Source organism: Streptomyces sp. NPDC111744 (assembly GCF_055634995.1).
Map to the genome: position 1 here is coordinate 315,201 of NZ_JBVKCG010000009.1, position 16,472 is coordinate 331,672.

General features: G+C 71.2%; 16 protein-coding genes. 13 read left to right on the forward strand and 3 right to left on the reverse strand.

Annotated features, from left to right (window positions below):
• The first annotated feature begins 37 nt into the window (after positions 1-37).
• The 8 genes from dxr to ACZ7OO_RS22525 all read left to right on the forward strand — a co-directional run bounded on the left by dxr (position 38) and on the right by ACZ7OO_RS22525 (position 8,532).
• Positions 38-1,309: a 1-deoxy-D-xylulose-5-phosphate reductoisomerase gene (dxr, locus tag ACZ7OO_RS22490; protein WP_471506886.1), complete on the forward strand. Its 1,272-nt coding sequence runs from the start codon at positions 38-40 to the stop codon at positions 1,307-1,309.
• 8 nt (positions 1,310-1,317) lie between these two features.
• Complete coding sequence (locus tag ACZ7OO_RS22495; protein WP_471506960.1) at positions 1,318-2,610, forward strand: M50 family metallopeptidase; 1,293 nt, start codon at positions 1,318-1,320, stop codon at positions 2,608-2,610.
• Positions 2,611-2,780: 170 nt separating this feature from the next.
• Positions 2,781-3,938 carry a flavodoxin-dependent (E)-4-hydroxy-3-methylbut-2-enyl-diphosphate synthase gene (gene ispG, locus ACZ7OO_RS22500; RefSeq protein ID WP_471506888.1) on the forward strand — a complete coding sequence of 386 codons (1,158 nt, stop codon included), beginning with the start codon at positions 2,781-2,783 and terminating at the stop codon, positions 3,936-3,938.
• Between the two features lie 289 nt (positions 3,939-4,227).
• Positions 4,228-5,076 (forward strand): GNAT family N-acetyltransferase, encoded by an 849-nt coding sequence (locus ACZ7OO_RS22505; RefSeq protein WP_471506890.1) that lies wholly within the window; start codon positions 4,228-4,230, stop codon positions 5,074-5,076.
• 59 nt (positions 5,077-5,135) lie between these two features.
• Positions 5,136-5,681: a GNAT family N-acetyltransferase gene (locus ACZ7OO_RS22510; RefSeq protein WP_471506892.1), complete on the forward strand. Its 546-nt coding sequence runs from the start codon at positions 5,136-5,138 to the stop codon at positions 5,679-5,681.
• 73 nt (positions 5,682-5,754) lie between these two features.
• A complete protein-coding gene (locus tag ACZ7OO_RS22515) occupies positions 5,755-7,461 on the forward strand; it encodes a proline--tRNA ligase (RefSeq protein ID WP_471506894.1) in 1,707 nt (568 codons plus the stop codon).
• Positions 7,462-7,845: 384 nt separating this feature from the next.
• Complete coding sequence (locus tag ACZ7OO_RS22520) at positions 7,846-8,331, forward strand: NADH-ubiquinone oxidoreductase-F iron-sulfur binding region domain-containing protein (RefSeq protein ID WP_471506896.1); 486 nt, start codon at positions 7,846-7,848, stop codon at positions 8,329-8,331.
• A 75-nt stretch (positions 8,332-8,406) separates the two neighbouring features.
• Positions 8,407-8,532: a ferredoxin gene (locus tag ACZ7OO_RS22525; protein WP_471506962.1), complete on the forward strand. Its 126-nt coding sequence runs from the start codon at positions 8,407-8,409 to the stop codon at positions 8,530-8,532.
• A 90-nt stretch (positions 8,533-8,622) separates the two neighbouring features.
• Here ACZ7OO_RS22525 and ACZ7OO_RS22530 read toward each other — a convergent pair whose 3' ends face one another.
• Genes ACZ7OO_RS22530 through ACZ7OO_RS22540 form a run of 3 tightly spaced genes read right to left on the reverse strand, consistent with a single transcriptional unit; the run spans position 8,623 to position 10,552 of the window.
• Complete coding sequence (locus tag ACZ7OO_RS22530; protein WP_471506898.1) at positions 8,623-9,516, reverse strand: aminoglycoside phosphotransferase family protein; 894 nt, start codon at positions 9,514-9,516, stop codon at positions 8,623-8,625.
• A 23-nt stretch (positions 9,517-9,539) separates the two neighbouring features.
• Positions 9,540-10,022 (reverse strand): ferritin-like domain-containing protein, encoded by a 483-nt coding sequence (locus ACZ7OO_RS22535; protein ID WP_471506900.1) that lies wholly within the window; start codon positions 10,020-10,022, stop codon positions 9,540-9,542.
• A complete protein-coding gene (locus tag ACZ7OO_RS22540; RefSeq protein WP_471506902.1) occupies positions 10,019-10,552 on the reverse strand; it encodes a hypothetical protein in 534 nt (177 codons plus the stop codon). Before ACZ7OO_RS22540 ends, ACZ7OO_RS22535 begins: the two co-directional genes overlap by 4 nt.
• 216 nt (positions 10,553-10,768) lie before the next feature.
• On the opposite strand from ACZ7OO_RS22540, the gene rimP reads away from it, so the two are divergent.
• From rimP to ACZ7OO_RS22565, 5 genes are all read left to right on the forward strand, one after another.
• Positions 10,769-11,278, forward strand: coding sequence for a ribosome maturation factor RimP (rimP, locus tag ACZ7OO_RS22545; RefSeq protein WP_471506904.1), 510 nt, complete (start codon positions 10,769-10,771; stop codon positions 11,276-11,278).
• Positions 11,279-11,280: 2 nt separating this feature from the next.
• A complete protein-coding gene (gene nusA / locus ACZ7OO_RS22550) occupies positions 11,281-12,267 on the forward strand; it encodes a transcription termination factor NusA (RefSeq protein ID WP_352225600.1) in 987 nt (328 codons plus the stop codon).
• A 156-nt stretch (positions 12,268-12,423) separates the two neighbouring features.
• Entirely contained in the window at positions 12,424-12,693 is a 270-nt protein-coding gene (locus ACZ7OO_RS22555; RefSeq protein ID WP_471506906.1) for a YlxR family protein, read from the forward strand.
• Between the two features lie 154 nt (positions 12,694-12,847).
• A complete protein-coding gene (gene infB / locus ACZ7OO_RS22560; RefSeq protein WP_471506908.1) occupies positions 12,848-15,982 on the forward strand; it encodes a translation initiation factor IF-2 in 3,135 nt (1,044 codons plus the stop codon).
• A gap of 159 nt (positions 15,983-16,141) precedes the next feature.
• Positions 16,142-16,435, forward strand: a complete 294-nt coding sequence (locus tag ACZ7OO_RS22565) for a DUF503 domain-containing protein (protein ID WP_471506910.1) — start codon at positions 16,142-16,144, stop codon at positions 16,433-16,435.
• Positions 16,436-16,472: the final 37 nt, after the last annotated feature.

A 16,472-nucleotide genomic window follows, 5' to 3' on the forward strand; every position in this document is an offset into this window, starting at 1 on the left:
TGTCCTCCGGGCCTCCGGTTGCGGCCACAATGGGGGGATGACCGACAGTCCTGCCAGTCCGGCCCCCCTCGCCGACCCGCACCTCGTGTACGACCCGCTCGCGGGCGACGGCCTCAAGGACGTGGTGATCCTCGGCTCCACCGGATCCATTGGCACCCAGGCCATCGACCTCGTCCTGCGCAACCCCGACCGCTTCCGGGTCACCGCCCTGTCCGCCAACGGCGGCCGGGTCGCCCTCCTCGCCGAGCAGGCGCACCGGCTGCGCGTACGGACCGTCGCTGTCGCCCGCGAGGATGTCGTACCGGCGCTGCGCGAGGCCCTGACCGGTCGCTACGGCGCCGGTGAGCCGCTCCCCGAGATCCTCGCCGGCCCGGAGGCGGCCACCCAGCTCGCCGCCTCCGACAGCCACACCGTCCTCAACGGCATCACCGGCTCGATCGGCCTCGCACCGACCCTCGCCGCCCTGGAGGCGGGCCGCACCCTCGCGCTCGCCAACAAGGAGTCGCTGATCGTCGGCGGCCCGCTGGTCAAGGCGCTGGCCAAGCCCGGCCAGATCATCCCGGTCGACTCCGAGCACGCGGCACTCTTCCAGGCACTGGCGGCGGGGACGAGGGCCGACGTCCGCAAACTGGTCGTCACGGCGTCCGGGGGACCCTTCCGGGGCCGCACCAAGGCCGACCTGGCCCGGGTGACCGTCGAGGAGGCGCTCGCCCACCCCACCTGGGCGATGGGACCGGTCATCACGATCAACTCCGCGACCCTGGTCAACAAGGGACTCGAGGTCATCGAGGCACACCTCCTCTACGACATTCCCTTCGACCGGATTGAGGTGGTCGTGCACCCGCAGTCGTATGTCCACTCGATGGTCGAGTTCACGGACGGTTCCACGATCGCGCAGGCGACGCCCCCCGACATGCGGGGGCCGATCGCCATCGGTCTCGGCTGGCCCGAACGGGTCCCCGACGCGGCCCCCGCCTTCGACTGGAGCAAGGCCTCCACCTGGGAGTTCTTCCCGCTGGACAACGAGGCCTTCCCCTCCGTGAACCTCGCCCGGCACGTCGGAGAGCTCGCAGGCACCGCCCCGGCGGTGTTCAATGCGGCCAACGAGGAGTGCGTCGAGGCCTTCCGCAGCGGTCTGCTGCCTTTCAACGGCATCATGGAGACCGTCACGCGCGTGGTCGAGGAGCACGGCACCCCTCGTACGGGAACTTCGCTGACCGTGCCGGACGTACTCGAAGCGGAGACCTGGGCGCGCGCCCGGGCCCGGGAACTGACAGCACTGAAGGCGACCGCGGAGGCCCGCGCATGACAGCCCTGATGATGATCCTCGGCATAGTCGTCTTCGTGATCGGCCTGCTGGTCTCGATCGCCTGGCACGAGCTGGGGCATCTCTCCACCGCCAAGCTCTTCGGCATCCGCGTCCCGCAGTACATGGTCGGCTTCGGCCCGACCATCTGGTCGCGGCGCAAGGGCGACACCGAGTACGGCTTCAAGGCCATCCCGGCCGGCGGCTACATCCGCATGATCGGCATGTTCCCGCCGGGCGCCGACGGCCGGATCACCGCGCGCTCCACCTCCCCCTGGCGCAGCATGATCGAGGACGCCCGCTCGGCCGCCTTCGAGGAGCTCCAGCCCGGCGACGAGACCCGCCTCTTCTACACGCGCGCCCCCTGGAAGCGCGTGATCGTGATGTTCGCGGGCCCCTTCATGAACCTCATCCTCGCGGTGGCGCTGTTCCTCACGGTCCTGATGGGCTTCGGCATCAGCCAGCAGACCACCACCGTCAGCTCGGTCTCCCAGTGCGTGATCGCCCAGAGCGAGAACCGCGACAGCTGCAAGAAGACCGACGCCGCCTCCCCGGCCGCCGCCGCGGGCCTGAAGGCCGGCGACAAGATCCTCTCCTTCAACGGCGTGCAGACCACCAGCTGGAACCAGCTCTCCGACCTGATCCGCGCCACCCCCGGCAAGGACGTCGCGATCGTCGTCGACCGCAAGGGCCAGGACGTCACCCTGCACGCGAAGATCGCCACCAACCAGGTCGCCAAGAAGGACTCCAGCGGCCAGATCGTCCAGGGCCAGTACGTCACCGCAGGCTTCCTCGGCTTCAGCGCCGCCACCGGCATCGTCCGCCAGGACCTCGGCGAGTCGGTGACCTGGATGGGCGACCGCCTGGGCGAGGCCGTCGACTCCATCGCCGGCCTCCCCGGCAAGATCCCGGCCCTCTGGAACGCGGCCTTCGACGGCGCCCCCCGCCAGCCGGACTCCCCGATGGGCGTGGTCGGCGCGGCGCGGGTCGGCGGCGAGATCTTCACCCTCGACATCCCGCCCACCCAGCAGCTGGCCATGGCCCTGATGCTGGTGGCCGGCTTCAACCTCTCCCTGTTCCTCTTCAACATGCTCCCGCTGCTCCCGCTGGACGGCGGCCACATCGCGGGCGCCCTGTGGGAGTCGCTGCGCCGGAACCTGGCTAGGGTGCTGCGCCGCCCGGACCCCGGCCCGTTCGACGTGGCGAAGCTGATGCCGGTGGCCTATGTGGTGGCGGGCGTGTTCATCTGCTTCACGATCCTCGTGCTGATCGCCGACGTGGTTAACCCCGTGAAAATCTCGTAGCCATACGACGTTCGAAGGGGCCCGGAACACTGTGTTCCGGGCCGCTTCCATCGAGTGGGTTTACGGGTAGGGGATGTGCCCGCGGCGTACCCGGTGCCGTAATCTCGGAGTCTGGAACCCGCTTTCGACGGGACCTGGACCTAGATCCACGACTTGGGGTTGCACAGCAGATGACTGCGATTTCTCTCGGCATGCCGTCCGTTCCGACCAAGCTCGCCGAACGCCGGAAGAGCCGGCAGATCCAGGTCGGCTCCGTGGCGGTCGGCGGAGACGCCCCGGTCTCGGTCCAGTCGATGACCACGACCCGTACGTCGGACATCGGCGCCACCCTTCAGCAGATCGCCGAGCTCACCGCGTCCGGCTGCCAGATCGTGCGGGTGGCCTGCCCGACCCAGGACGACGCCGACGCCCTCGCCACGATCGCGAAGAAGTCCCAGCTCCCGGTCATCGCGGACATCCACTTCCAGCCGAAGTACGTCTTCGCCGCCATCGAGGCCGGCTGCGCGGCGGTCCGGGTGAACCCCGGCAACATCAAGCAGTTCGACGACAAGGTCAAGGAGATCGCGGCGGCCGCCAAGGACCACGGCACCCCGATCCGCATCGGCGTCAACGCCGGCTCCCTGGACCGCCGGCTGCTCCAGAAGTACGGCAAGGCGACCCCCGAGGCCCTGGTCGAGTCGGCCCTGTGGGAGGCGTCCCTCTTCGAGGAGCACGACTTCCGGGACATCAAGATCTCCGTCAAGCACAACGACCCGGTCGTGATGATCGAGGCGTACAAGCAGCTGGCCGCGCAGTGCGACTACCCGCTGCACCTGGGTGTGACGGAGGCGGGCCCGGCCTTCCAGGGCACCATCAAGTCGGCGGTCGCCTTCGGCGCGCTGCTCTCCCAGGGCATCGGCGACACCATCCGGGTCTCCCTGTCGGCACCTCCGGTCGAGGAGGTCAAGGTCGGCAACCAGATCCTGGAGTCCCTCAACCTCAAGCAGCGCGGCCTGGAGATCGTCTCCTGCCCGTCCTGCGGCCGCGCCCAGGTCGACGTCTACAAGCTGGCCGAGGAGGTCACGGCGGGCCTGACCGGCATGGAGGTCCCGCTGCGCGTCGCGGTCATGGGCTGCGTCGTGAACGGCCCCGGCGAGGCCCGCGAGGCCGACCTCGGCGTCGCCTCCGGCAACGGCAAGGGCCAGATCTTCGTCAAGGGCGAGGTCATCAAGACCGTCCCCGAGTCCAAGATCGTCGAGACCCTCATCGAGGAGGCCATGAAGCTGGCCGAACAGATGGAGGCGGAGGGCACGCAGTCGGGAGAGCCGTCGGTGTCGGTGGCGGGCTGAGGAAGCTTTCCGGCGACGGCGGGAGCTTCCTGGCCCCCGCCAGGTCCAGGCGCCCGAGAGGGGCGCGGGGAACTGCGCGGCCAGCCCCCAACGACCCACACTCGCGAACAGACAGGGCATCCCGAGTTCGCAGGCGTCTCAAAGCGGGGTCCGGGGGCGGCAGCCCCGGCGACGGGACCGCGACCGACGTCACGGCAAGGCCAACGGTCACCCACACGGGGCGGCACGGCCAAGCTTCCGCAGGTACAGTGCGGAGATCAGCAGAACCCCTCAGCGTGAGGCCCCGCACGTGTTGACGCAGACCACCTCACGGGTGCTCGAACCGAGTGACCTGGACGCCGCGCTCGCCGTACTCGACCGCGAGCCGGTCACGAACGCCTTCGTGACCTCGCGTGTCCAGGTGGCCGGCCTCGACCCCTGGCGCCTCGGCGGCGAGATGTGGGGCTGGTACGAGGACGGCATGCTCACGTCCCTCTGCTACGCCGGCGCCAACCTCGTCCCGATCTGCGCCACTCCGCGGGCGATCCGCGCCTTCGCCGACCGTGCGCGCCGGGCCGGCCGCCGCTGCTCCTCGATCGTCGGCCCCAGCGAAGCCACCGCCCAGCTGTGGCGCCTCCTTGAACCACACTGGGGCCCGGCCCGCGAAGTCCGCCCCCACCAGCCCCTGATGGTCACCGACGGGATGCCCGCCGACATCGCTCCGGATCCGTATGTCCGCCGTATCCGCAAGGACGAGATGGAGACGATCATGCCGGCGTGCGTGGCGATGTTCACCGAGGAGGTGGGCGTCTCCCCGATGGCCGGCGACGGCGGCCTCCTCTACCAGGCGAGGGTCGCCGAACTCGTCGGCTCCGGCCGCTCGTTCGCCCGGCTCGACGACAGCGGCAGGGTGGTCTTCAAGGCGGAGATCGGCGCGGCGACATCGGAGGCCTGCCAGATCCAGGGCGTGTGGGTGGCCCCCGAGTACCGGGGCATGGGCCTCGCGGCCCCCGGCATGGCGGCGGTGCTGCGCTACGCCCTGGCCGACGTGGCCCCGGTGGTCAGCCTCTATGTCAACGACTTCAACACGGCCGCGAGAAGGACGTATCTGCGGGTGGGCTTCAAGGAAGTCGGCGCGTTCATGAGCGTCCTGTTCTGACAGTTCTCCTGCGACAGGCGGCAGGCGCAGCAACCGGAACCTCCCTGTACCCTCCCCACATGGACCTCGCGATCGGCCCCCTGGACCTCATCTCCCACGTGGACGAGGCCCTGGCGGTCCAAGCGATCGCCTTCGGCCTGGGTCCCGACGAGGTAGCCGTACGCCGTCAGATCGTCGTGCGCCACATGCAGTACCCCGGAGCAAGGGCCTTCGGCGCGACGGCCGACGGTCTGCTCGTCGGCTTCGTCTACGGCATGCCGAACAGCCGCACCCACTGGTGGTCCACCGTCGTGGAGCCCTACCTCCGTGCCCAGGGCCACGCCGACTGGCTCGACGACTCCTTCGTGATCACCGAGCTGCATGTGCACCCCCGCTACCAGCACCGCGGCATCGGCCGTCGGCTGATCACGACGATCACCGACGGCGCCACCGAGCCCCGCTCGATCCTCTCCGCGATCGACACCGACAGCCCGGCCCGTGGCCTGTACCACTCCCTCGGCTATGTGGACCTCGCCCGCCAGGTCCACTTCCCGAGCGCGCTGAAGCCGTACGCGGTGATGGGCGCCCCGCTGCCCCTGCGCCGCGGAGGAAGCGGTCGCCGTTAACGGATTTCCACCGGCACAGCAAGCCCGGCTAACCTCCTAGCCATCAACCTTTCCCGGCAGGAGTACGAGAACCATGGCGAACGCACCGGTCCAGCGCATGTCCCAGTTGATGGCGAAGACGCTGCGCGACGACCCGGCGGATGCCGAGGTCCTCAGCCACAAGCTCCTCGTCCGCGCCGGCTATGTCCGCCGTACGGCGGCCGGTATCTGGTCCTGGCTGCCCCTCGGCCTGAAGGTGCTGTCCAACGTGGAGCGGGTCGTCCGCGAGGAGATGGACGCGATCGGCGCCCAGGAGGTGCTGCTCCCGGCCCTTCTGCCCCGGGAGCCGTACGAGGCGACCGGCCGCTGGGAGGAGTACGGCGCCGAGCTGTTCCGCCTCCAGGACCGCAAGGGCGGTGACTACCTCCTCGGCCCGACCCACGAGGAGATCTTCACCCTCCTGGTGAAGGACCAGGCGTCCTCCTACAAGGACCTGCCGGTCATCCTCTACCAGGTCCAGAACAAGTACCGGGACGAGGCCCGTCCGCGGGCCGGCATCCTGCGCGGCCGTGAGTTCCTGATGAAGGACTCCTACTCCTTCGACCTGGACGACGACGGCCTCGCCCACTCCTACGCCCTGCACCGCCAGGCCTACCAGCGGATCTTCGAGCGCCTCGGCCTCGACTACCGCATCTGCGCGGCCACCGCCGGTGCCATGGGCGGCTCGAAGTCGGAGGAGTTCCTGGCCCCGGCCGAGGCCGGCGAGGACACCTTCGCCGACTGCCCGAACTGCGACTTCGCGGCCAACACCGAGGCGATCACCTACGAGCTGAAGCCGGTCGACGCCACCGACGTGCCCGCGCTCGAGGAGATCCCGACCCCGGACACCCCGACCATCGAGACCCTCGCCGCGCACCTCGGCGTCCCGGCCTCCGCCACGCTGAAGAACCTCCTGGTGAAGGTCGACGGCGAGATCGTGGCCGTCGGCGTCCCGGGCGACCGCGAGGTCGACATGGACAAGGTCGAGGCGCACTTCGCGCCGGCCCCCGTCGAGCTGGTCACCGAGACCGACTTCACCGCCCGTCCCGACCTGGTCCGCGGCTACGTCGGCCCGCAGGGCCTCGGCGAGAAGGTGAAGTACATCGCCGACCCGCGCGTGGCCCCTGGCACCTCCTGGATCACCGGCGCCAACAAGGCGGGCACGCACGCCAAGAACGTGGTGTCCGGCCGTGACTTCGAGGTCGACGAGTTCGTCGACGTCGTCGTCGTGCAGGACGGCGACCCCTGCCCGAAGTGCGGCACCGGCCTCAAGCTGGACCGCGCCATCGAGATCGGTCACATCTTCCAGCTGGGCCAGAAGTACACCAACGCGCTCAAGCTCGACGTCCTCGGCCAGAACGGCAAGCCGGTCCGCGTCACCATGGGCTCCTACGGCATCGGCGTCTCCCGTGCCGTGGCCGCCCTCGCCGAGCAGACCGCCGACGAGCACGGCCTGGTCTGGTCCCGCGAGGTCGCTCCGGCCGATGTGCACGTGGTCGCCGCCGGCAAGGCCCTGCAGACCGAACTCGCCCTGGCGGTCTCGGAGAAGCTGCGGGCCGCCGGGCTGCGAGTCCTGGTCGACGACCGGGCCGGGGTCTCCCCGGGTGTGAAGTTCACGGACGCCGAGCTGATCGGCGTACCGCAGATCCTGGTCGCGGGCCGCCGCTCCGCCGAGGGCGTCCTGGAGCTCAAGGACCGCAAGACGGGCGAGCGCGAGGAACTGACGGTGGACGAGGCGATCGCCCGGCTCAGCGCCGGCTGACCCCAACTCCCTTTCCGACGGCCGCCGGTGACCCACCGGTGGCCGTCGCGCCTTCTCAGGAAGGTCTCAGGGGGTTCTTCCGCTCCGTATGGGAGCCTCACAGACTTCTCTCAGGCCGATACCCGAACGTAATGCGTGACAGAGAGTCACGCAGGAGGGGATCGGCCATGACCGAGAGAGTGCAGCGCAGGCAACAAGGGGAGCAGGGGGCGGCCACGATGGTCCGCCGGGGGACCCGGCGCGCGGCGGCCCTGGCGGCGGCGGTCACGCTCGCCGCGGCGGCGGGGGTGTTCGCCCTGGTCGGCACCATGCAGTCGGACGCCGACACGACCGCGAGCAGCGGCACCGGTACGCGAAGTCCGGGTGGTGGAGGCCCCGTTCGGGATGCCGATCGGCCGCCTGCTCCCCCTGGAAGGCGTCTCCGCGGTCCTGGTCGGTGGCTACCACGGCACCTGGATCCCGGCCCCCGAGGCCGCCCAGGTCCCCCTCTCCTCCGCCTACTTGGGCGCAGGAGTCCTGGCCGCCCTCCCCGCCGACCGCTGCGGCCTGGCCGAAACTGCCCGAGTCCTGCGCTATCTGGCTCTGGAGTCGGCGGGCCAGTGCGGCCCCTGCCTCAACGGCCTCCCGCGTATCGCCGCCGCCTTCCGGACCCTGGCCACGCCCGGCCCCCAGGGCACCGCCCGCGCCGACATTTCCCGCTGGGCGGGCCTGGTCGAGGGCCGAGGCGCCTGCCACCACCCCGACGGCACGGTCCGTCTGGTCCGCAGCGCGCTGACGACGTTCACGACCGAACTGGACGCCCACGCCCACGGGGCGTGCACCGCGACCGACCACGCACCCCTGCTGCCCGTCCCCACCGAGCGGATCTGACATGGACCAGCACATCGACATCGACTGGACGTCCTGCCAGGGCACGGCCTGTGCGCAGAGCTGCTCCCCGAGCACATCGCCCTTGACGAATGGGGCTACCCCGTCGTCGACGGCAAGCCCGTCCCACCCCGCGCGAGAAAACGAGCCCGGAGGGCAGCGGCGGACTGCCCGGTCCTGGCCTTGAAACTGAGGGAGGGATAGTTCCCCAGGGGCGCGGCTCCGCCGCGTGGGCGCGACCAGCCACGACGGGCCGGTAGCCCGGCGACGACCGAAGTCCCCCGAACCGGCCGTCTAAAGCCACCCCGCGAATTCCAGCAACAGTTCGGCATCCTTCGGCCGCCCCACGCGAAGCGCCCGCACCCCCGACTCCACCGCACGGAACAACGTCCACCCCCGCAACCGCTCCTGATCCACCTCGAGCGACTCCGCGAGCCGTCTGATCCGCCGCCGGGTGATCGCCGCCCCCGACGGCGAGGCGATCAGGTCCTCCACTCGATCCCGCACCAGCCGCGCGAGATCGAACGCACACTCCCCGACCACCGGATCCGGCCCCACCGCCAGCCACGGCAGCCGCTCCCCGGCCAGCACCTTGCTCTGCCGAAACGTTCCATGCAGCAACCGCCGCTCAGGCGGCGCGCTCAGCAGCTCGTCCCGGGCCACGAGCGCCGCGTCGACCAGCGGCGTCAGCTCAAGGCCGGCGGACGCCCGCATCGCCGTGGCCTGTCGGCCCGTCCGTTCCGCCACCGTCTCGAAGACCGGCCCCTGGGGCGGGTCCACCCACAACCGCCGCAGCGTCGCCGCCGCCTCCAGCAACGCCTTCGCCTCGGGCAGCGACCGCACCGACACCTCCGGATGCAGCCGCTCCAGCAGCAGCACCCCGTCGGCCGCATCCGCGTCCAGCAGCCGTACGGCACCCAGGCCGCCCCAGTGCGCCAGCGCGGCGGCCTCGCTCTCCGGCCGGGCCCGCCGCGGCGCCAGCTTCAGCACCGCCGGTGTCCCGTCCGCCCGCCGCACCAGCAGGACGACGCTGCTGCGTCCGCCCGGCACCTGCACCCGCTCCACGGTCAACTCGCGTAGCGCGACGGCCTCTTCCAGCGCGCGCGGCAGCTGCTCCAGCCACTCGTCAGCGTCCGGCGCCGTCTCACCGAGCGCCTTCACCAGGCGCCGCGGCGGTTCGAAAGCCATACGCGAGTCGTTCCTTTCCTGATCTAGGGAGTCGCGGAAGGCGAGGCCGAGGCACCGGCCCGGCCCAGCGGCGCGTCCCGCTCGGCGAGCCCAGGGAAGGCTACGCTCTGCCCGGTCCACCGCACCGCCCGCACCGCGGCCTCCCGCAGCGCCCCGGCCGCCGACCCGCGCCGCTCGCCGGAGGATGCCCGGACCAGGTCGGAGTACACGTCGGCCACCCGCTGCTCCAGATCGGCGGCGAGCCGCAGGGCCGTCGCCGAATCGGTGACGGCGAACGGCAGCGCGTACGCCGCGCTCGCGGCGACGGGCGCGGCGCCCAGGTCCCGCACCTCGCGGGCCAGCGCGTCCCGGCGGGCCCGGTGCGCGTCGTACGCCGAGCGGGCCTCGGCCAGCCGCTGCGCGCCGATCCGGCCGCCGACGACGCCGTACCCGTAGACCGCCGCGTGCTCGGCCGCCAGTGCCGCCTGGAGCGCCTTGAGCACCCCGGTCTCGGCCTCGTCGCTCACTTGTCACCCTCCGTCAGCAGGTACGCGTGCGCGGATCCGGCCGCCGCCACCCCGGCCAGCAGCCGCGCCAGTTCGCCGGGCACGTCCAGCAGTGCCCTGGCCCGCCGGTCGGCGAGGCCGCGCTCGGCGGCGGCCAGCGCGGCGAGCGCGGCCTTCTCGTCGGCCGGGACCGTCGGGGAGGCCGACGCGGACCCCGTGGCCGACGGCGAGCCCGTCGCCGTGGCCGAAGCCGGGGCCGCCGCGCCCTCCGTGAAGGCCGCCGCGTGTGCCGCCACCTGCGCCCGCAGCGGTCGCAGCCGCTCCGCGAGCCGGGGGTGGGCGGCGAGGACGGCGTCGTACTGCCGGAGCAGCCCCTCGCTGTCCTGAGCCGCACGCGCGCGTGCCCGCGCGGCTACCGACGTGCCGCCGCCGCTGCCGGCGGAGTCGGGGCCGGCGGAGCAGCCCGCCAGCATGGCGGCCGAGGCCGCCGAGACGATCAGGCTCCTTCTGCGTACTCCCCTAGGGGTACGCGACGGCGGGGGGAACGGCACGGCAGACGTCCTCGGGGAGCTGGATTCGAAGAAACGCGAAAGGAATGGGGCACGGGACGGACCCGTCCGTGATCACCGTACCCGCGCACCTGTCCGAAGCCACTCATCGGCACCGTCCGTACCCGGGTGGACGGCAACACTCCCTGCGACCGGATACCCTTTGACCAGACACGCGACCCATCCCACAACAGCACACGCGGCCGAGGAGTCACCCGGATGAGCACGACCCAGAGCGAGAGGCTGCGAGAGCTCCTGGAACCGCTCGTCACCTCTCAGGGCCTGGATCTCGAAGAGATCGCCGTGGACTCCGTCGGACGCAAGCGGGTACTGCGCGTGGTCGTCGACTCGGACACCGGAGCCGACCTGGACCAGATCGCCGATGTGAGCCGTGAGCTCTCGGCGAGGCTCGACGAGAGCGACGCGATGGGCGAGGGCGAGTACACCCTCGAGGTCGGCACCCCGGGCGCGGAGCGCGCCCTCACCGAACACCGGCACTACACGCGTGCCGTGGACCGCCTGGTGCGGTTCCAGCTGGCCGAGGGCGGGGAACTGGTCGCCAGAATCCTGGACGTCGACGACGAGGGCGTCGATCTCGAAGTGCCCGGCGTGAAGGGCCGCAAGGCCACCGCCCGCAGACTCGCCTTCGCCGAGATCGACAAGGCGCGCGTGCAGGTCGAGTTCAACCGCAAGGACAAGAAGGACATGAAGGAAGAGGAGGAGGCGTAGCCGTGGACATCGACATGAGCGCCCTGCGGGGCTTGGTCCGGGAGAAGGAGATCTCCTTCGACCTGCTGGTCGAGGCGATCGAGTCGGCCCTCCTCATCGCGTACCACCGCACCGAGGGAAGCCGCCGCCACGCGCGCGTGGTGCTCGACCGGAACACCGGGCACGTGACCGTGTGGGCGAAGGAGGACCCCGAGGACCTGGAGGAGGGGCAGGAGCCGCGCGAGTTCGACGACACCCCGTCGGACTTCGGGCGGATCGCCGCCACCACCGCCAAGCAGGTCATCCTGCAGCGGCTCCGCGACGCCGAGGACGACGCCACGCTCGGCGAGTACGCCGGCCGGGAGGGCGACATCGTCACCGGCGTGGTCCAGCAGGGCCGTGACCCGAAGAACGTGCTCGTCGACATCGGCAAGCTGGAGGCCATCCTGCCGGTGCAGGAGCAGGTCCCCGGCGAGACCTATCCGCACGGGATGCGGCTGCGCTCGTACGTCGTCCGGGTGGCCAAGGGCGTCCGCGGCCCCTCCGTCACGCTGTCCCGCACGCACCCGAACCTGGTGAAGAAGCTCTTCGCCCTGGAGGTGCCGGAGATCGCCGACGGCTCCGTCGAGATCGCCGCCATCGCCCGCGAGGCCGGTCACCGGACGAAGATCGCGGTCCGCTCCACCCGTTCGGGCCTGAACGCCAAGGGCGCCTGCATCGGCCCCATGGGCGGCCGCGTCCGCAACGTCATGGGCGAGCTGAACGGCGAGAAGATCGATATCGTCGACTGGTCGGACGACCCGGCCGAGATGGTGGCGAACGCGCTGTCGCCGGCCCGGGTCTCCAAGGTGGAGGTCGTGGACCTGGCAGCCCGGTCGGCCCGGGTGACCGTGCCCGACTACCAGCTGTCACTGGCGATCGGCAAAGAGGGACAGAACGCCCGTCTCGCCGCCCGGCTCACCGGCTGGCGGATCGACATCCGACCGGATACCGAACAGGTGTCGGAGTAAATCACTCTCGCCCTCCCCCGGATCACTCTCGCGCTCGTCGGGGGTTCACCCGGGCGGGGGGAATAGTTCCAAGCCGCAGGTCGCTTGGATTACGACAACAGCCGTTCGATCTTTGCCCCGAAGGGGTGAGGTCGCTACGGGGAGGTAGACTTAGGAGTGTCTGGCCGGACGCGTGCCCGCGCATGCCCTGAGCGCACCTGTGTGGGGTGCAGGCAGCGAGCGGCCAAGACCGAACTGCTGCGGATCGTGGCGGTCGAGGACGAATGTGTCCCCGATCTTCGCGGTACGCTGCCCGGCCGGGGTGCATATCTACACCCCGTCCAGGTCTGTCTGGACCAGGCGGTGCGCCGCCGGGCACTCCCGAGGGCGCTCCGCGTCCCGGGTCCGCTGGACGTAAAGGCGTTGCGCCCCCACGTCGAGCAGTAAGACCGTAAGAAGCGTCGTACGGAACCTCCGTGCGGCTCTGGTACCCCGCGAGTTGGAAGTAGGTCGAGATTGCGATGAGCACTCGATGAGCACGCGATGAGTACGCCCATGAAGTAGCGACGGTCCGGACGCACCCGGACCTAAAAGGAGCGAAGTGGCTAAGGTCCGGGTATACGAACTCGCCAAGGAGTTCGGGGTTGAGAGCAAGGTCGTCATGGCCAAGCTCCAGGAACTCGGTGAATTCGTCCGTTCGGCGTCCTCGACGATCGAGGCGCCCGTTGTACGCAAGCTGACTGACGCCTTCCAGGGCGGTGGCAACGGCAAGTCCGCCGGCAAGCCCGCACCGCGCAAGGCTGCCCCCAGGCCCGCGGCGCCCTCTCCGGCGCAGGCGGCACGTCCGGGTGCCCCCAAGCCGGGCGCCCCGCGTCCGGCTGCCCCGCAGCCGCCGGCCCCTGCGGCGCCCGCCCCCGCCCCCTCGGCCTCGGCCTCGGAGGCGCCCTCGGCTCCGGCTCCGGTCACCCCCGCGCCGGCCGCCTCCGGCCCGCGTCCGGGCCCGAAGCCCGCACCGCGTCCGGCTCCGGCCGCGCCCGAGTTCACGGCCCCGCCGGCGCCTCCGGCCGCCCCGCAGCAGCCGAGCCCGGCCGCCGCACAGGGTCCGCGTCCCGGTGGTGCACCTCGTCCGAACCAGGGCGCCCCGCGCCCCGGCGGTCGTCCCGCCCCCGGTCAGGGCCAGGCCCGTCCGGGTCAGGGCGGCCAGCGTCCCGAGCGCGCCCCCCGTCCGGGCGGTGCCCGTCCGGCCGGTCCGCGTCCGGGCAACAACCCCTTCACCTCCGGTGGCTCCACCGGCATGGCCCGCCCGCAGGCCCCGCGCCCGCAGGGCGGCGCGCGTCCCGGCCCCGGCGGTCCCGGCGGTGCCCCCCGTCCGCAGGCGTCCGGCGCCCAGGGCGGCGGTCCGCGTCCCCAGGCTCCCGGCGGTTCCCGTCCGAGCCCGTCCGGCATGCCCCGTCCGCAGGGCGGTCCGCGTCCCGGCGGCGGTTCGGCGGGTCCGCGTCCCAACCCCGGCATGATGCCGCAGCGTCCCGCTGCCGGCCCGCGTCCCGGCCCCGGTGGGGGCGGCGGCGGTCGCGGTCCCGGCGGTGCGGGTCGTCCCGGCGGCGGCGCCGGTCGTCCCGGAGGCGGCGGCTTCGCCGGTCGTCCCGGAGGCGGCGGCGGTGGCGCTCGTCCGGGCGGTGGCGGCGGCTTCGCCGGTCGTCCGGCCGGTCCCGGCGGTGGCGGCGGCTTCGGTGGCGGTCCCGGTGCTGGTGGCGGCGGCGGTCGTCCCGGCTTCGGCGGTCGTCCCGGCGGTCCCGGCGGCCGTGGTGGCACGCAGGGCGCCTTCGGCCGTCCCGGCGGTCCGGCGCGCCGTGGTCGCAAGTCGAAGCGGCAGCGTCGCCAGGAGTACGAGGCCATGCAGGCCCCGAGCGTCGGCGGCGTGATGCTGCCGCGCGGCAACGGCGAGACCATCCGTCTCTCCCGCGGCGCGTCGCTCACCGACTTCGCGGAGAAGATCAACGCCAACCCGGCGTCCCTCGTCGCGGTCATGATGAACCTCGGCGAGATGGTCACGGCCACGCAGTCCGTCTCCGACGCGACCCTTGAGGTCCTCGCCGGCGAGATGAACTACACGGTCCAGATCGTCAGCCCCGAGGAGGAGGACCGCGAGCTGCTCGAGTCCTTCGACATCGAGTTCGGCGAGGACGAGGGCGGCGAGGACGACCTGGTGGTCCGTCCGCCGGTCGTCACCGTCATGGGTCACGTCGACCACGGTAAGACCCGACTGCTCGACGCCATCCGCAAGACGAACGTCATCGCGGGCGAGGCCGGCGGAATCACCCAGCACATCGGTGCCTACCAGGTCTCCACCGAGGTCAACGACGAAGAGCGCAAGATCACCTTCATCGACACCCCGGGTCACGAGGCGTTCACCGCCATGCGTGCCCGTGGTGCGAAGTCGACCGACATCGCGATCCTGGTCGTCGCGGCCAACGACGGCGTCATGCCGCAGACGGTCGAGGCGCTCAACCACGCCAAGGCGGCCGATGTCCCGATCGTCGTCGCGGTCAACAAGATCGACGTCGAGGGCGCCGACCCGACCAAGGTGCGCGGTCAGCTCACCGAGTACGGGCTGGTGGCCGAGGAGTACGGCGGCGACACGATGTTCGTCGACATCTCCGCCAAGCAGGGTCTGCACATCGACTCCCTGCTGGAGGCCGTGATCCTGACGGCCGACGCCTCGCTCGACCTGCGGGCCAACCCGAACCAGGACGCGCAGGGCATCTCGATCGAGTCCCGCCTCGACCGCGGCCGCGGTGCCGTGGCGACGGTCCTCGTGCAGCGAGGCACCCTGCGGGTCGGCGACACGATGGTCGTGGGCGACGCCTACGGTCGCGTCCGCGCCATGCTCGACGACAACGGCAACAACGTCGCCGAGGCCGGGCCCGCGACGCCGGTCCAGGTCCTGGGTCTGACCAACGTCCCGGGGGCGGGCGACAACTTCCTGGTGGTCGACGAGGACCGTACGGCCCGTCAGATCGCCGAGAAGCGTGCCGCCCGTGAGCGCAACGCCGCGTTCGCCAAGCGCACGCGCCGCGTCTCCCTCGAGGACCTGGACAAGGTGCTCAAGGCCGGCGAGGTCCAGCAGCTCAACCTCATCATCAAGGGTGACGCTTCTGGTTCCGTCGAGGCTCTCGAGTCCTCCCTGCTCCAGCTGGACGTCGGCGAAGAGGTCGACATCCGCGTCCTGCACCGCGGCGTCGGTGCGGTCACGGAGTCGGACATCGACCTGGCGATGGGCTCGGACGCCATCGTGATCGGCTTCAACGTCCGCGCGGCAGGCCGCGCGGCGCAGATGGCCGAGCGCGAGGGCGTGGACGTCCGCTACTACTCGGTCATCTACCAGGCGATCGAGGAGATCGAGGCGGCCCTCAAGGGCATGCTCAAGCCGGAGTACGAAGAGGTCGAGCTCGGTACGGCGGAGATCCGCGAGGTCTTCAAGTCGTCCAAGCTGGGCAACATCGCGGGTGTTCTCATCCGCTCCGGCGAGGTCAAGCGCAACACCAAGGCGCGCCTGGTCCGTGATGGCAAGGTCATCGCGGAGAACCTCAACATCGACGGTCTGCGCCGCTTCAAGGACGACGTCACCGAGATTCGCGAAGGCTTCGAGGGCGGTATCAACCTCGGAAACTTCAACGACATCAAGATCGACGACGTCATCGCGACCTACGAGATGCGCGAAAAGCCGCGGGTGTAAGCCAACGGTTTGTGCTGGCCGACGGGACTTCGGTTCCGTCGGCCAGCACTTTTCCCGCCCGTCCGCGGCCGGGAAAGTCGGTCGAGCCCCCGGCGGGGACGGGGTACCGTTCCTGACAGGGCCATCGATCCCGTACCGGCGGGTGAACCGGATACATACATGTACGTGGGGACTCTGTCCTTCGACCTCCTCCTCGGCGACATCCATTCGCTGAAGGAGAAGCGCTCCGTCGTCCGCCCGATCGTCGCCGAACTCCAGCGGAAGTTCGCCGTGAGCGCGGCCGAGGTGGACCACCTGGACCTTCACCGCAGGGCCGGCATCGGCCTTGCCCTGGTCTCCGGCGACGCCGCGCACCTGACCGACGTGCTCGACCGGTGCGAACGGCTGGTCGCCGCCCGCCCCGAGGTGGAGCTGCTGTCCGTCCGACGGCGCTTGCACGGCGACGACGACTAGACCTGCAGAACGACACAGAAGAAAGAACGGGAGACGG

Coding starts and splice junctions, on each gene's coding strand:
- ACZ7OO_RS22510 (WP_471506892.1), top strand. CDS start 5,136: ATGGACCTCGCGATCGGCCCCCTGGACCTCATCTCCCACGTGGACGAG.
- rimP (WP_471506904.1), top strand. CDS start 10,769: ATGAGCACGACCCAGAGCGAGAGGCTGCGAGAGCTCCTGGAACCGCTC.
- ACZ7OO_RS22565 (WP_471506910.1), top strand. CDS start 16,142: ATGTACGTGGGGACTCTGTCCTTCGACCTCCTCCTCGGCGACATCCAT.
- ispG (WP_471506888.1), top strand. CDS start 2,781: ATGACTGCGATTTCTCTCGGCATGCCGTCCGTTCCGACCAAGCTCGCC.
- ACZ7OO_RS22530 (WP_471506898.1), bottom strand. CDS start 9,516: ATGGCTTTCGAACCGCCGCGGCGCCTGGTGAAGGCGCTCGGTGAGACG.
- dxr (WP_471506886.1), top strand. CDS start 38: ATGACCGACAGTCCTGCCAGTCCGGCCCCCCTCGCCGACCCGCACCTC.
- ACZ7OO_RS22520 (WP_471506896.1), top strand. CDS start 7,846: ATGCCGATCGGCCGCCTGCTCCCCCTGGAAGGCGTCTCCGCGGTCCTG.
- ACZ7OO_RS22495 (WP_471506960.1), top strand. CDS start 1,318: ATGATGATCCTCGGCATAGTCGTCTTCGTGATCGGCCTGCTGGTCTCG.
- ACZ7OO_RS22515 (WP_471506894.1), top strand. CDS start 5,755: ATGGCGAACGCACCGGTCCAGCGCATGTCCCAGTTGATGGCGAAGACG.